Source organism: Colwellia sp. BRX8-9, from assembly GCF_014077245.1.
Lineage (GTDB): Bacteria > Pseudomonadota > Gammaproteobacteria > Enterobacterales > Alteromonadaceae > Colwellia_A.
Genome location: NZ_JACGVN010000010.1, coordinates 66,831 through 82,289 on the forward strand (window position 1 = coordinate 66,831; position 15,459 = coordinate 82,289).

At 38.4% G+C, this 15,459-nt stretch carries 12 protein-coding genes; 7 read left to right on the forward strand and 5 right to left on the reverse strand.

Annotation, left to right across the window (positions count from 1 at the left end; genetic code table 11):
- Window positions 1–10 precede the first annotated feature (10 nt).
- Window positions 11–742: a DUF6776 family protein gene (locus H4J70_RS10255; RefSeq protein WP_182221285.1), complete on the reverse strand. Its 732-nt coding sequence runs from the start codon at window positions 740–742 to the stop codon at window positions 11–13.
- 78 nt (window positions 743–820) lie between these two features.
- Here H4J70_RS10255 and H4J70_RS10260 point away from each other — a divergent pair, with 78 nt between their 5' ends.
- The 4 genes from H4J70_RS10260 to hemL all read left to right on the forward strand — a co-directional run bounded on the left by H4J70_RS10260 (window position 821) and on the right by hemL (window position 5,501).
- Entirely contained in the window at window positions 821–2,524 is a 1,704-nt protein-coding gene (locus tag H4J70_RS10260; RefSeq protein ID WP_182215581.1) for a chloride channel protein, read from the forward strand.
- A complete protein-coding gene (locus H4J70_RS10265; protein WP_182215583.1) occupies window positions 2,521–2,952 on the forward strand; it encodes a CopD family protein in 432 nt (143 codons plus the stop codon). Before H4J70_RS10260 ends, H4J70_RS10265 begins: the two co-directional genes overlap by 4 nt.
- A 183-nt stretch (window positions 2,953–3,135) precedes the next feature.
- Entirely contained in the window at window positions 3,136–4,143 is a 1,008-nt protein-coding gene (locus H4J70_RS10270; protein ID WP_197517584.1) for an aspartate carbamoyltransferase, read from the forward strand.
- A 74-nt stretch (window positions 4,144–4,217) separates the two neighbouring features.
- Window positions 4,218–5,501, forward strand: coding sequence for a glutamate-1-semialdehyde 2,1-aminomutase (gene hemL, locus H4J70_RS10275; RefSeq protein WP_182215584.1), 1,284 nt, complete (start codon window positions 4,218–4,220; stop codon window positions 5,499–5,501).
- A 129-nt stretch (window positions 5,502–5,630) separates the two neighbouring features.
- On the opposite strand, the gene H4J70_RS10280 is transcribed toward hemL, so the two are convergent.
- From H4J70_RS10280 to pepB, 4 genes are all read right to left on the reverse strand, one after another.
- Window positions 5,631–6,026 (reverse strand): hypothetical protein, encoded by a 396-nt coding sequence (locus H4J70_RS10280; protein WP_182215586.1) that lies wholly within the window; start codon window positions 6,024–6,026, stop codon window positions 5,631–5,633.
- Window positions 6,027–6,184: 158 nt separating this feature from the next.
- A complete protein-coding gene (gene mrcB, locus H4J70_RS10285; protein ID WP_182251077.1) occupies window positions 6,185–8,515 on the reverse strand; it encodes a penicillin-binding protein 1B in 2,331 nt (776 codons plus the stop codon).
- Between the two features lie 41 nt (window positions 8,516–8,556).
- Window positions 8,557–11,082: an ATP-dependent helicase HrpB gene (gene hrpB, locus H4J70_RS10290; protein ID WP_182251078.1), complete on the reverse strand. Its 2,526-nt coding sequence runs from the start codon at window positions 11,080–11,082 to the stop codon at window positions 8,557–8,559.
- Window positions 11,083–11,280: 198 nt separating this feature from the next.
- The gene (gene pepB, locus H4J70_RS10295) at window positions 11,281–12,570 is read right to left on the reverse strand and encodes an aminopeptidase PepB (RefSeq protein ID WP_182175393.1); all 1,290 of its coding nucleotides are present in this window, start codon (window positions 12,568–12,570) and stop codon (window positions 11,281–11,283) included.
- A gap of 348 nt (window positions 12,571–12,918) precedes the next feature.
- On the opposite strand from pepB, the gene sfsA reads away from it, so the two are divergent.
- The 3 genes from sfsA (at window position 12,919) to gluQRS (ending at window position 15,385) form a co-directional block, all read left to right on the forward strand.
- Window positions 12,919–13,659 carry a DNA/RNA nuclease SfsA gene (sfsA, locus tag H4J70_RS10300; RefSeq protein WP_182251079.1) on the forward strand — a complete coding sequence of 247 codons (741 nt, stop codon included), beginning with the start codon at window positions 12,919–12,921 and terminating at the stop codon, window positions 13,657–13,659.
- A 319-nt stretch (window positions 13,660–13,978) separates the two neighbouring features.
- On the forward strand, window positions 13,979–14,419 hold the full coding sequence (gene dksA / locus H4J70_RS10305; protein WP_182175389.1) for an RNA polymerase-binding protein DksA: 441 nt from the start codon (window positions 13,979–13,981) through the stop codon (window positions 14,417–14,419).
- A 39-nt stretch (window positions 14,420–14,458) separates the two neighbouring features.
- Entirely contained in the window at window positions 14,459–15,385 is a 927-nt protein-coding gene (gene gluQRS, locus H4J70_RS10310) for a tRNA glutamyl-Q(34) synthetase GluQRS (RefSeq protein ID WP_182251080.1), read from the forward strand.
- The last annotated feature ends 74 nt before the right edge of the window (window positions 15,386–15,459 follow it).

Genomic DNA, 15,459 nt, shown 5'->3' on the forward strand with positions numbered 1-15,459 from the left:
ACACTTGTCATTATTGAGTGTTTTTTAATAAATCATTCCAGATATAGCTCTGATCTATTCGCTGATATTTTTGCCATCTATTTTTTGGCAAAATAGCAGCTAACGCTAATTTTTCGGGTAAAAAGTTTTCAGGAAGAGTGAACTCACCTTCAACAATTTGAAAATATTGAAAACTAAAGGATAAATCTTTCTTTGTAGATACCGATATATTACTTAACTTTAATTCGCTTGGCTTATTATCTAAACTTCCCAATAAAGTAAAATCGACATAGCCTTTAGCAAAACGTTTACGTACTTGCTGTTGCATTAAAACAATTTGAAAACGAAAATGATGTGGACTGGCTGTTGGGTGGATCATCATTCGATCAATCGCCAATCCATCAGCGGTTTTTTCTGGTGCCATCACTTTTTCATAAAAAGCTAATTCTTTTTTTACTTCATAATGCTCAGACTCCATGCTTTTTAAAAGCTCTTGGGAGTGCTGATTAGCCATACGTTCAACTTCTAGCTCTACTTCAAGGGTATTAATCTGACTATTTTGCTGAACATTTTTTTCATAGAGTTTACTCAATCGCGTTTGCTGTTGTGCTAACGTTTTAACTTGATAACCATGATAAAAATTCCCAACACGATAGCCACTGTAAAGACAGATAACAATCACGAGAAGAAGTAAAAGGGCGGAACGAAATGCGCCTAAACGCACAACAACCGTATTTAGATTTATTTTTGCTAACCAATTCATTTGAAAAGTATTATGATATCCAACGAGTTAATAAATATTTTTAGGCTCAAACAATAAAAGGTGCACCCTTTCATTATTATGATATCGCTCTCTTTACTTAGAAAACGTTTAGCCTTACCGAGAACTTCCTGGCAACTTTGTTTGTTAGCCGCTTTAGGTGGCACTGCATCAGCACTTTTAGTTGTGCTATTCTCCTACAGCATTGAGACAGTTCAAAGCTTTTATTTAGTCCAAAAAGATAATTATACCAGCTTAGATGCTTTAAGTCGTTTCCATTTGCCTATCGTAGGCGGATTAGTCATTTTATTTTTTGCTTGGCTAACCGGCTACCAGTATTTGCGCACCGGCATTCCTTTTGTATTACATCGCCTAAAAGTAGCTAATGGCATTATTCCATTTCGCAATACGTTAAATCAATTTTTCGGAAGTGTGATTGCATTAGCCTCAGGCTTCTCAGTTGGAAAAGAAGGACCTGCTATACATTTAGGAGCCGCTTGTAGCAGTTATTTAGGTAACAAGTTAAATCTACCTTTTAATACCATACGCACACTTTGTGCATGTGGCATTGCCGCAGGTATTTCCGCTTGTTTTAATACCCCCATTGCCGCTGTTATATTTGTTATGGAAGTTATTTTACGCGAATACAAAGTGCATATTTTTATTCCTGTAATGATCGCTTCTATTACGGGGTCAATGATCACCCGAAGCCTTTTGGGGCCTGCCCATGAATTTGGATATTTTAGTAAAATATCCCTCAGTTTTCATCATTACCCTGTTTTGATTATATTAGGGTTAATACTTGGGTTATTAGCCTATGGCTTTAACCGATACTTAGTCCTTATTATAAAATATTCGAGCTCGATTCATATTGTGCCACGCATTATGTTAGCGGCATTAATTACTGGCATACTTGGCTTCTTTGTACCCTTTGCTATGGGCACAGACTTAAGTGTAATAACGTTTGCCTTAGAAAATAATATTCCTTTACAATTATTACTTGGGGTTTTATTCGCTAAAATCTTGATGACCATTACCGCTTTAGGCCTAGGTATTCCTGGTGGTATTATCGGTCCTATTATTGGTATTGGTGCTATTGTAGGCACCTGTGTTTCAGTATTAGCTACTGGTTATCTACCCGGAGAAAATTTTGCTGGTGATTATGCCTTAATGGGTATGGCGGGGTTCTTAGCAGCAACACTAAACGCTCCCCTTGCCGCATTATTAACGGTAGTCGAGTTGTCAAATCAGTTAGAGGTTGTTGTGCCAGCAATGATAGTTATCACCACTGCCTGTGTCTTTTCAGGGCAGTTTTTCAACAACCGATCGGTATTTGTTATGCAACTTGAGCAGCAGGGTCTCAAATATCGAAAATCTCCCATCGAGAAATCATTGCAGCGTATCGGTGTATTAGGCGTTTTACAGGAAAATATTAGCGTTTATCAACAAGAATGTTCTTTGGAAGTTTTCAGGGCATTGAAGAATGTTGAATTGTTAAATCATGTTATTATTGAAGTAGCACCTGAAACAGAAAGTCTTAGTCCTTACTCAACATTTTCATGGTTAAAAATAAAACACGAGCCAGGCACTAAGCGCGTTGAAATAGTACAATTACAGCTACTACCTTTGCAAAGCCAATCAACTTTAGCTGAAGCCTATTTAGCCCTGATTGAACAGCGAGATGGTGGTGTTTATATTTATGATAATGATCCTAATGAGATCTTAGGTATTATTACTTTTGAACAGATCAGAAGTTATTTATTAGAAGGAAAAACAACAGTATGACAACTCTTTTATGGTTAAAAGCTTGCCATGTTTTTTTTATGGTCGCTTGGTTTGCTGGTGTTTTTTATTTACCACGCCTGTTTGTTAATCATGCTGAAACCTCTAGTATTGAAGTCGCCGAGCATTTAAAGGGTATGGAAAAACGTTTGTTATATTTTGTAACACCTTTCGCTGTGTTAACCGTGTCTTTAGGCATAGCCTTGATTTATTATTACGGGTACGCTTGGTTTATTGCTTCAAAATGGTTGCACTTAAAAATAACTTTAGTGATTTTACTGCTCGCTTACCATGGTTATTGTTTTAAGTTAGTTAAAGATTTTAAAGAAGATAAAAATGTACGTTCAGGAAAATTTTATCGAATTTTTAATGAATTTCCCGTCCTTATATTGCTCGCCATATTATATTTGGTGTATTTAAAACCTTTCTAATGGCTTATCTTTGCTCATATTCTGGTTTATAGCCCATAAGAAGCTTTCATTAATTAATTTGAACGCTTTGATTTAGACACACAGAAATTGAATAACAGCGATAATCTATTCTCAACATTTCTGAATTGTGCTATATTCCTGCATCAAAAATAGTCGCAGTCTTATAATTTTAGGTAACTTTTTATGATGAAGTTTGAAGGAAGTCATATCCTTTCTGTCTCGCAGCTTAATCGCGATGCTATCTCTCGTATTTTAGAAGTTTCATCACTAATGGCGCCTTATGCTATGCGTAAGAAGCGTTGTCATGTGTTGGATGGCGCAATTCTCAACAATCTTTTCTTCGAGCCCAGTACCCGTACTCGGGTCAGTTTTGGTGCGGCTTTTAACCTTCTCGGTGGTGCTGTTCGTGAGACCGTTGGACAAGAAAATTCATCGTTGAGTAAAGGTGAATCTCTCTTTGACACGGCACGTGTTATTAGCGGCTACTCTGATATTATTGCGATGCGACATCCCACGATGTATTCAGTTGAAGAGTTTTCAAAAGGCAGTAGTGTACCGGTTATTAACGGCGGAGATGGAGCTAATGAACACCCAACACAAGCCTTACTTGATTTGTTTACCATGCAATCTGAAATGGCGCCACATAACAAAACTTTAGACGGTTTAAATATTGTCTTAATGGGTGATCTCAAACACGGGAGAACCGTACATTCATTATCAAAATTACTCAGCTTATATAAAAACATGAAAGTAACGATGATATCTCCTGACGCACTTAACATGCCCGACAGTATAATCTCATCTTTAACCAACGCCGGACATCAAGTTGTGGTTACCGATAAAATTGACCATAATTTATCGTGCGATATCATCTATCAAACGCGCATTCAGCAAGAGCGCTTTGCCAGTAAAGACGAAGCTAATTTGTACCGTGGTCATTTCAGCTTAAATAGAGAAGTTTATCAGCAGTTTTGCCAGCAACATACTGTGATAATGCATCCCTTACCACGCGATTCTCGCCCTGAAGCAAACGAGCTTGATAGTGATTTAAATGATTTAGACAACCTAGCTATTTTTAGACAAGCCCAAAATGGTGTACTGGTACGTATGGCATTATTTGCCTTAACACTGGGTGTTGAAAATAAGCTCAGCCAATTTGAAAAACCAGTGACTTGGTACACCAACAAATAAATAATTCTTAAGTATATAAGCGACAACAGTTTATTTAATGTTAGTCGTATTATAATTAACAAAGTAGGCAATTTATGAACCATTCAGAACAACTTTTTAACAGCGCAAAACAAATTATTCCCGGTGGCGTAAACTCGCCTGTTCGTGCATTTAATGGTGTTGGCGGTACGCCTTGTTTTATTAAACGCGCTGAAGGTGCATATATTTATGACGCCGATGATAAAGCTTATATTGATTATGTCGGTTCTTGGGGACCAATGATTTTAGGCCATAACCACCCGGCTATTTTAGCAGCAGTTATTGAAACTGCTCAAAATGGCTTAAGTTTTGGCGCACCTACCGAGCTAGAAATCACTATGGCAGAGAAGGTACGTGAACTAGTACCGTCAATGGAACGCATTCGAATGACCAGCTCAGGTACAGAAGCTACCATGAGCGCAATTCGGTTAGCTCGTGGCTACACTGGACGTGATAAAATCTTAAAGTTTGAAGGTTGCTACCATGGTCATGCTGATTCGCTATTAGTAAAAGCAGGCTCAGGTGCACTAACCATGGGGGTGCCAAATTCACCTGGTATTCCTGCTGATGTTGCCAAGCACACATTAACCGTTAGTTTTAATAATATTGACGAAGTTAGACAAATCTTTGCTAAATATAAAGATGAAATCGCCTGTATTATTGTCGAACCTGTTGCTGGAAACATGAACTGTGTTCTTCCGGTAGAAGGTTTCCTTGAAGGTCTACGTGACGTTTGTGATGAACATAAAAGTGTATTGATTTTTGATGAAGTAATGACCGGCTTTCGTATTGCATTAGGTGGGGCTCAAGCACATTACAATATTGTTCCTGATTTAACGACGTTAGGTAAAGTTATTGGTGGTGGTATGCCTGTCGGTGCGTTTGGCGGTAAAAAAGAGATTATGGATTATATTGCACCTATTGGCCCTGTTTACCACGCAGGTACCTTATCGGGTAACCCTATCGCTATGGCTGCCGGTTTAGCGGCATTAAATGAATTAAGCATCGGTGATAAACACGAGCAATTGAGTGCATCAACTGAAAAGCTTGCTATGGGTTTAAAAGCAGCAGCCGAGCGCAATGGCGTGTCATTAAGCATTAACTATGCTGGTGCAATGTTTGGTTTTTTCTTTACAGATTCACCAGAGCCTGTCACTACTTTTGAACAAGCAACCGCTTGCGATACAGATAAGTTCAGACGTTTCTTCCACTTAATGCTAGAAAACGGCATCTACTTGGCACCTTCAGCTTATGAAGCTGGCTTTTTATCTATGGCTCATACCGATAAAGAGATTGAATTAACGTTAGCCGCTGCTGATAAGTGCTTTGCTCAACTATAATGTAAAAATTAGCGTGGTTTAGCGACTAAACCACGCCCGTTGACGCACAAGGATGCTCATTTTTTAACAAGACCATCCTTAAAATAAAAAGGGATAGCCGATGGCTATCCCTTTTTATTAACGGTGACGCTAATTTACTTTAACGGCCAGTAATTCATTTTCAAGCCAATGATAAGCTTGTTGCCAACCTAATTCTAAACCTGAAAATACCGGATATTTCCATTGATCAAATGAACGACTTGCCTGCAGTTTCTTAGTCACTAAGACACTTTTTTCAGAATAGCAAACAAAGGCAAGCGCTTTTAAACCTTCATAAGATGCGACTGAAAGTTTCGCCTCATAAGTATAGGTGTAGTTATTAATGCGGTTGATTAACAGGGCAAAATCCCCTTCTACGTTCTCATGCACAAATTCATGGCATTCCTCAACCATTTCAAGTGTCATTTCGACGCCTTCATCAGCGGTTACTTCAATAATATTATTTGCAAATATATTATAAAAGCCAAAACTTAAACGATGCTTCATATCAGATCCAGCGTATTAATTTTATACGTGATATCAATCCCTTATGATTAACAAGCAATCCTATGAGCCAGCTAATTTTTTATACAATAGTATCTGTATAATAAACATGCAAGAAAAGGCATAATAAAAAAACAAGATACATTAGTAAATCTGTCATGCTAATCAGTAAAAAGTTGTTCGAACCAAGATAACTTTTTCTTCTTTTCTGTCAGCTTTTTTCCTAAACAATGCGGCTCTATTAAAAGACCTGTCGTTATTGCCGGATAACTAATCATTTCAGCACACTCGATACTGACGGCGATACCACTGGAAGATTCAAAATTAGTTAATGCAATATTTTCAGGCATTAAACGACTTTTGTTAACCACACCGTTTTTATTCATAAACTGTGCAAATAGCACTAGAGCGCCGCTACTGCCTGTTAGGTTGGTCGGTTTGTTGTCGTCACGACCTAGCCAAGTCGTCACTAAGTTTTGGTTATCATAACCAATAAACCAACTGTCTCTTTGATCATTGGTGGTACCTGTTTTTCCTGCTACTGCTGCCCCATCTAAACGCCAAGTAAGCGACTTAGCCGTTCCCACTTCGGTTACTTGTGATAAAGCATGGTCAAGTAAATACATAGCTTGAGTTGAGAACAACTGCTCGTCTGGCGCTTCAAATTGCCATAAAGTTTCGCCCTGTGCCGAGATAATACGGTCAATCGCATGACTATTACTCTTAAATCCTTGATTGGCTATAGATAAATAAAGCTGATTAATTTCATATGGTGATAAACTTAAAGAGCCCAATAACATACTAGGGCGAGTGACGATATCTTCGGGATAACCTAGCAAGTGAAAGATATTGGCAATATTTTCTAAGCCGAGTTGCATACCTAAATTCACTGTTGGCACGTTTAACGACCTAACTAAAGCATCATGTAGGCTTACCTTGCCTTCAAATTTTCCATTATAATTATTTGGACGCCATTCTTTGCCCCCATCGCTGATAAGTACAATAGGTTCGTCGTTCAATAAGGTTGCAAAGTTATATTGTTGATAACGCTCTAGAGCGGCCAAGTATATTGCGGGTTTTACTAATGAACCGATGGGACGTTTAGCATCTAATGCTCGGTTAAAGCCGGCATAACCCGCTTTTTTATCGCCAACTAAGGCTTTTACTTCACCTGACTTGATATCGGTAACCACCATGGCAAGTTGTAAGGACTCGCCTTTGTTTAGTATTGTTAATTCAGGGATATGCTTAGCTATCGTTTGTTCTGCATTCATTTGTGCTGTTATTGAAAAGCCTGTAAAAACTCGAACACCCGCTTGTTGTTCGAACGCTGAAAGCTTTTCAGAAAGTTCTTTTTTGACCAATTGTAAATAAGCAGGAAACTTTTTATTGGCTAAACGGCGAGTTTTACGAATAGATAAAGGTGATACGACTGCCGCTTGATAGTTTTTTTGTGAGATCAGTTCATTTTGATACATCAACCGTAAAACAAGATCTCGTCGCTTTTTAGCATTTTTAGGGTGACGCCAAGGATCATAATAACTAGGCCCCTTGACCTGCCCAACAAGCATGGCCATTTGTTCAATCGTTAAAGATTGGATCGGCTGACCAAAATAAAATTTAGCCGCTAAGCCAAAACCATAAATACCATTAGCATAGTGTTGTCCTAAATAGACTTCATTTATATAGGCTTCAAGTAGCTGATCTTTACTATATCTAAGCTCCAAAATAATCGACATAACCGCTTCGTTAACTTTACGCCAGAGTGTTTTATCACGGGTTAAAAACATATTTTTAACCAGTTGCTGTGTTAAGGTACTCCCTCCCTGAACCGTTCTCCCTGCTTGAATATTAGCCACTAAAGCTCGAAAAATCCCTAATGGGGAAACACCCGCATGAAAATAGAAATCACGGTCTTCAACTAATAGTAAGGTATCAATAAGTTGCTCTGGTACTCTTTGTAGTGAGACTATCACCCTATCTTCTTTGTTTTCAGGAACTAATCGCCCCAGTGAGTAAGGTTCAAATGAAAAACTTTCAATAGCTCCTTGCTCATTAAACAAAGAAAGTATTTTGTTACCGGCAATATTAATAGTGAAGCGCTCTACGTGCGTATTACCGTTGCCAAAATCAAAAGCGCGACGATAAACAATCAGCGTCGTCTTTGATAAAGCAAATTCACCCGGGTTGAGCGCCTGTTGCTTTCTCTGATAACCAGACAAAAGTAAATTTTGCTTTAGTTGAGCAAGTGAAGCATTATCGCCAACTTTGAAACTGTCAACTTTGCCATAAACTTGCACGGGAATGTTCCACCGTTGCCCCTCAAATTTATCTTTCACTTTACTGTCGAGGTAAACCGCATAAAAGCTAAATAAAAATATAAAGGTAATGAGCAATTTCAAAGCAGTATGCCAGCACCAACTTACCCGAGACGCCTTAGTGGCCGTTTTTCCTTTAGTTTCTTTGCTTTCTTTTTTCACATTATTAGTCATTTTAAATAGTATTTTCATCCGTTAATAAAGCTAATGCTTCATTACATATATTTTTTAACGCGGTTAGTCGGCTTTGCATTAGCGGGATCATTCGGCCAAAAGTGCTTAGGGTATTTTGCTTTCATCTCTTTTTGTACTTCCTTGTAACTTCCTTGCCAAAAAGCAATGAGATCTTGTGTCACTTGAATAGGTCTCTTTGCCGGCGATAGCAGCTCAATAATCAAGGAAACATCGCTGTTATGTTGATCATCGCCAACCTTAGGGGTAACACTCACGCCATAAAGCTCTTGCATAGGCATTGAAACAATTGGCGCTTGCTCGACACTATATCGAATTGGGCAACGTCTTCCTGTTGGGCCAACAAAATACTCAGGGGCAATACGAGCGAAGGTTTTTTGCTGGTTATAATCAAGTAACGATAGTAATGCCGATGCTAAATTTACTTTATCTAGCTGGTTTTTATTTTTTATCGCACCAATAAAAGGAACTAACCATAACGCTAAGTGTTGTAATAAATCACTTTCCTCAACATTAGGAAAATTTAAATGCGGCTGAGTTTGATTAACCCAACGCCAACGACTGAGTAATTTTTGATCAGCTTCGCGCCAATGAAGATAGGACAGACCATTTCGCTCAATTTGTTGTTGCCATAAAGTAGCTAGTGCTTCATCACTTATTTGTTCATTACTGGGCTTTTCTGACAAGACAATAGCACCAAATACTGTTTGCTGCTTAGCACTTATACGTTGGGTTTTCGAATCGTAATTAAGTTGTTTTATTTGTTTTTCAGCGATAATTCCCAAATTAATAAGCTGTTTAATATCAACCGGTGCAGCAAGTCTTACTTGTAATTTTTGTTGGTATTCAGCTAAATTAGCAGCCACAATATAATCTTCACTCGCCAGCGCATCTTGCTCATTGATCATAAGACCTTTACCATTTTCAGCTAAAAAATGGCCGTATTGTGTCCGTTGTTTAGCAATACGCTCGGGATAAGCTAGAGCAAGTAATAATCCGGTTAATTCCACTGGTAAGCTTGATAAATTCGATACTGAAACTTCATTAATTCTTTGTAAGTGTTTTTTTGTTTGTAGGAAAAATGACTGATATTTTTTGCTGTTTGATTGCTGAATTAACTCACTCAAACGGTGACGTAAGTCACAATCAGTAAATGCACGTTCACCACGAAATATATCTCGGTCTTCAAGCAATGACGCTAACAATGCGGCGAGGTTTGTTAATCCTAAGTATTGATGTTTTTTTTCTAATGCTGAGGCTCTCACAATCATTTTAGCAAAACGTGGATGACAAGCAAAACCAGCAACATTTTTGCCAAGCGGAGTTAAGTTTCTTTTATCGTCAAGTATCTGCAGCTTTTGTAATTCTTGCCATGCTTGAGTTTCGAGTAGTTTTGCCGGAAGTTCTATCAGAGGTAGTTCATTAAATTGCTTCACACCCCAGCGTGCAACCTCTATAACCATAGGAAGTAAGTCAGCTTGTTGAATTTCACTGGCACTTTGTTCGTTCCTGCGCTGAAAATCTTCGTCGCTGTAAAGTCGAATACATTTACCTGCCATCATTCGACCCGCACGTCCCATACGCTGTATTGCAGAGGCCTTAGAAATATTACGCTGCTGTAACTGATTTGTCAGCGTTTGCCTGTCGTAGATGGCGACTTTTTCTAAACCACAGTCTATAACTAAATCAATTCCTTCAATAGTTAAACTCGTTTCTGCAATATTAGTTGCTAGAACAATTTTATGAAGCCCTTGCTCGGTAGGCGAAATTGCCTGTTGTTGCTCCGCAAGCGTTAAGTTGCCATATAATGGACATAATAAAAAATGCTTGGGTAATAACTCACCTAACTTTTCAGCAAGAAAACGAATGTCAGCGATACCGGGTAAAAAAACCAATATTGAACCTTGGTGCGAGTTTATTGCATTCTTACAAATATTAACCGCGTGTTCACGCCATAATCGGCTATTTTTTACTGGCGAATAACTAACATCAATAGGGAAACTTCGACCTTCACTAGCAAGAGAAACGGCGTCGGGTAATTGCTTGAGTAATTCAGCAGTCGCTAACGTTGCTGACATTAATAATATTTTTAAATCGTCTCGTAACCCTTGTTGTGTATCTCGTGCTAATGCAAAAGCTAAATCTGCATGAAGTGACCTTTCATGAAACTCATCAAAGATCACTAAAGCACAATTTTCAAGCTCAGGGTCATGCTGAATAATTTGGGTGAATATACCTTCAGTGATGACCTCCAATTGAGTATTTTCAGATACCCTACTTTCATTTTTCAACCGATAACCGACTGTTTTCCCGACCGGCTGACCTATCTGCTTCGCTAAAAAACAAGCAACTGTTTTAGCCGCTAAACGACGAGGTTGAAGTAAGTATATTTTTTTACCTTTAAATTGGCCAAGTGCTAATAGCCATAACGGTAGGCCTGTTGATTTACCCGCGCCTGGCGGAGCAGATAGTACAAGAGTTTGATGCTGAGTTAATGCATCAAGAAATTCCGCTTTGATGTTTTCTATGGGTAATGGAGAAACAGACATTTTAATTTTATGAAATAGGGTCGGGTAACAAGCTGATGGTCACTCTATCACAAACGTTTCAAGCCATATTGTTATATTTCGTTCGCCAGCCTAAAACAGGTAAATAACCGCTAAGAATGTAAATATATAAATGCCTAAAAAAAAGCACAATAATGTTCATTATTGTGCTTTATATCGATTAACACGTCACATTAAAAATTACTTAATTAACTCAGCGATCGTGGCAATACCTAAGCCAGTCCCTCCGGCACTAAACAGGCTAGTGCTGCTGCCATTATAAGCCGTCGCTAAATCGAAATGTAACCAACCTGCTCCTTCATTGTCGACAAATCTAGATAAAAATCCCGCAGCATTACTTGCACCGCCAGCACCGCCACCCGGTACAGGTCGACTGTTTGCCGTATCTGCAAATTCAGATGGACATTTATCTTGATGCCAAACGGCTAAAGGAAATTGCCATATTGGCTCATTCACTTGCTCTGCGGCTTTTTTCGCTTGCTCTGCAGCTTGGTTGTCTAAAGTAAATAAAGCATTGTATTCACCACCAGTAGCCATTACCGCCGCACCTGTTAGTGTTGCTGCGTCAATAATAAGAGGCGCCTTAGTTTCGCTTGCTGCTAATAAACCGTCAGCCAGTACTATTCGACCTTCAGCGTCGGTGTTAGCGACTTCCATCGTTACACCGTTTTTATAAGTTAAAATATCGCCCAACTTATAAGCATCGTTACTGACCATATTTTCAGCACAACATAAAAATAACTTAACGCGTTTATTTAAACCTTGTCTAATGGCTAATGCCATAGCTCCCGCAACCACTGCAGCACCGCCCATATCACATTTCATGTCAAACATTCCTGCGTTTGACTTTAAGCTGTAACCGCCACTGTCAAAAGTGATACCTTTACCGACTAAACAAGCAGATACAGCCGCATCAGGATCGCCTGTTGGGTTAAAATCAACTTCTAATAAACACGGCGGATTAATACTGCCTTTACCAACATTATAAATGCCCACCCAGCCTTGCTGTTGCAATTCATCGCCAGAGATAATATTGCTGGTGACATAAGCAGGTGCTTGAGCATTAATATAATCTGCTGCTAACTCAGCCAATTTAAGCGGATATAGCTCAGAAGGTGTTTGATTAATTAAATCACGGCTCCAGGCAAAAACAGCTAATTTGTCGTTCAAACTGTTGATACATTCGCTGCTACCGGTAAATTCAACGTTAGTTAATTTTCCGACACAAGTAAAACCGAGTGCAAAACTCCATTGAGTATTAGCTTGCCAGTTATCACCAGATAAACGTGCATGCTTAACGCCAAGTTTCTCAATGCTACGTGCTGCTTTTTGAATCTGTCTTAAGGGGCTACCACTTGAATCTTTCAAACAGATATGAAGTTCGTTATCAACATACTGAACAAGGTTGTCACTTTGCCAATTATTACTACTACTTTGCTTTGATAAATGAATATTTGTTACTTGGGTCATAAACTATCCTGAAGATCATAAATTAATACGACTTAGTTTATACTCATCATCAAGCAAAGCCGATATTTTTTGAAAAGTAGTTATTTAATTAATGTAAACCTAGCCAAACCTCAGCTTTAAACGAGGGCGTTCAGCAGGGAAAATTGATTATTTAACGGTATAATACTGCGATTTTCTTGTTGTACTTTTTAACGACAGCACCAAAACATCTAAGAAATATTTTATCAAAACGGCTAACTTTGCAATAATTTTAGCGAGTATTGTTGGCCAATTAAGTACCACTAACAAAAGTTAGCGGTTTGTCAGTACATAACGTAACATTAATAAAACTTATCATTTATTTTTCCAATGAACATAAATCTTAAAAAAGCGATTTTAATCAAACGTTATAAACGTTTCCTTGCAGATATCATATTAGAAGATGGCACTGAAACAACACTTCATGTCGCCAATACAGGTGCTATGACCGGTTGTGCTACAGAAAAAGATACTGTCTGGTATAGTACTTCCGATAATAAAAAACGTAAGTATCCTTACAGTTGGGAAATCACTCAAACACAGAATGATCATTTTATATGTGTAAATACCCTACGTGCCAACCAATTAGTTGAAGAAGCACTGACTAATAGAACAATTAGTGAACTGCACAACTATAAAACGTTAAAACGAGAAGTAAAATACGGTGATGAAAATAGTAAAATTGACTTCTTACTTACTGACGAAAACGATGTGTTAACTTATATAGAAGTTAAAAGTGTTACCCTGCTAGGTGATGGCTCTATAAGTAAGCAAGGCTACTTTCCTGATGCAGTCACGCTTCGTGGCCAGAAGCATTTACGTGAACTCATGCAAATGAAACAACAAGGTCATCGAGCTATTTTGTTATTTGCTGTACTTCATAGTGGGATTGACAGCGTTATGGCCGCACAGCATATTGACGCTAAATACGCAGAACTTCTATCACAGGCTAAGGAGCAGGGTGTTGAGGTTATTGCTTACAAAGTAAGCTTTAAGCAAGATATCAGCAACATTCAAATGACTTTGGTCGACGCCTTGCCGGTAAAATTAGCGGAAAATGTAACGGATTAACCAAAAAAAAGAGTTAAATACATTGACTCACCCTAACAAAAATTGTTAAAAAAGCTTGCTCAAAAATAAATTGTTAAAAAATAGTATACAAAAATATTTCCACTTTTCCGAACGAACCCACAACCGTTTGATTTAAAAGAAGAATAATTATTTTTTAAGTTAATTGTAACGAAAGCCTTGAATTATGATTCGTGCAACGCAATATAGACTGGGTATTTCAGGTCTATTTATTATTGGCAATTGCAACCACGGGTGTAGCTTTTAATGAAAGAGCAACAACTTCGCCATGTAGGTCGATGTAGCATTTAGGAGAATAAGCATGCCAGCCAAAAAAGTACTAGGTATTTTAGCATTAGCGGGCGTATCGCCGTACGCAGAGAAAGCCAACGAAGAGTACATGAACGCTGCTCAATTAGAGCATTTCAAGAAAATTCTTGATGCTTGGCGAGTGCAGCTTCGCGAAGAAGTTGACCGCACAGTTATGCATATGCAAGACGAAGCAGCTAACTTCCCTGATCCGGTTGACCGAGCAGCTCAAGAAGAAGAGTTCAGTTTAGAGCTACGCACACGAGATCGTGAACGTAAACTCATTAAAAAAATTGAAAAAACATTACAATTGATTGAAGAAGATGAATTTGGCTTCTGTGATTCATGTGGTATTGAAATTGGCATTCGTCGTTTAGAAGCGCGCCCAACTGCTGATTTATGTATTGAATGTAAAACACTTGCTGAGATTAAAGAACGCCAATTAGCAGGTTAGTTGCTTGATTAAATGATATTACGTTAACGTATTCATTATATGAATCACGACAAAATTAATATTACGCGGCCACAATATTTGAGTAAATCTACGACTCAATATCGTGGCCGTTTTGCTCCATCCCCTTCGGGTTTCCTTCATTTTGGTTCTTTAATCGCCGCACTCGCCAGCTATTTACATGCAAAAAATCAGCAAGGTTTATGGTTAGTTCGTATTGAAGATATAGACCCACCCCGTGAAATGCTTGGCGCCAGTGCTGCAGTTTTAACAACACTGGATGCTTATGGACTCCACTGGGACGAACCTGTTTTATATCAAAGTCAGCAAAGCGATTTATATCGTGACGTTTTAAAACAATTAGCAGAGCAAAAACTCACTTACCACTGCCAATGTACACGCGCTGAAATCAAGGCCCAGGGTGGGGTTTATCAAGGTCAGTGCAGAAATAAAAATCATCCGCAAACAAATAGTGCTACGCGGTTATGTAATCTCCACGGTATTTATCACTATCATGATTTAATACAAGGTGATTATTTTTGTCCGCAACAGCTTGCCAAAGAAGACTTTATTTTAGCCAGAAAAGATGGGCTATTTGCTTATCAACTTGCTGTTGTGGTCGATGATATTTATCAAAATATTAGCCATGTTATTCGAGGCTGTGATTTACTTGACCCGACAGTAAGGCAGTTAAGTTTTTATCAACAATTAGGTTATCAAGCGCCACAGTTTGGCCATATTCCATTAGCCGTTGATGCTACTGGTTTTAAACTCAGTAAACAAAACAAAGCCCCTGCCATTGATAATAACAATCCAACCCCCTCCTTAATCGCAGCCCTTAATTTTCTAGGGCAACATCCACCTAAAGACCTTTATGCTTATTCTGCCACGCAAATAATAGAGTGGGCGATAGAAAACTGGTCTACAGATGCGATCCCTAAGCAGCAAGAAATAGCATTTTGTCAGTAATATTCAAGTAAAACGGGTGTTTGTTGAATTTTCAAACGTTTTATATTCTCTTTTATTGCCCCGTGATATATTAT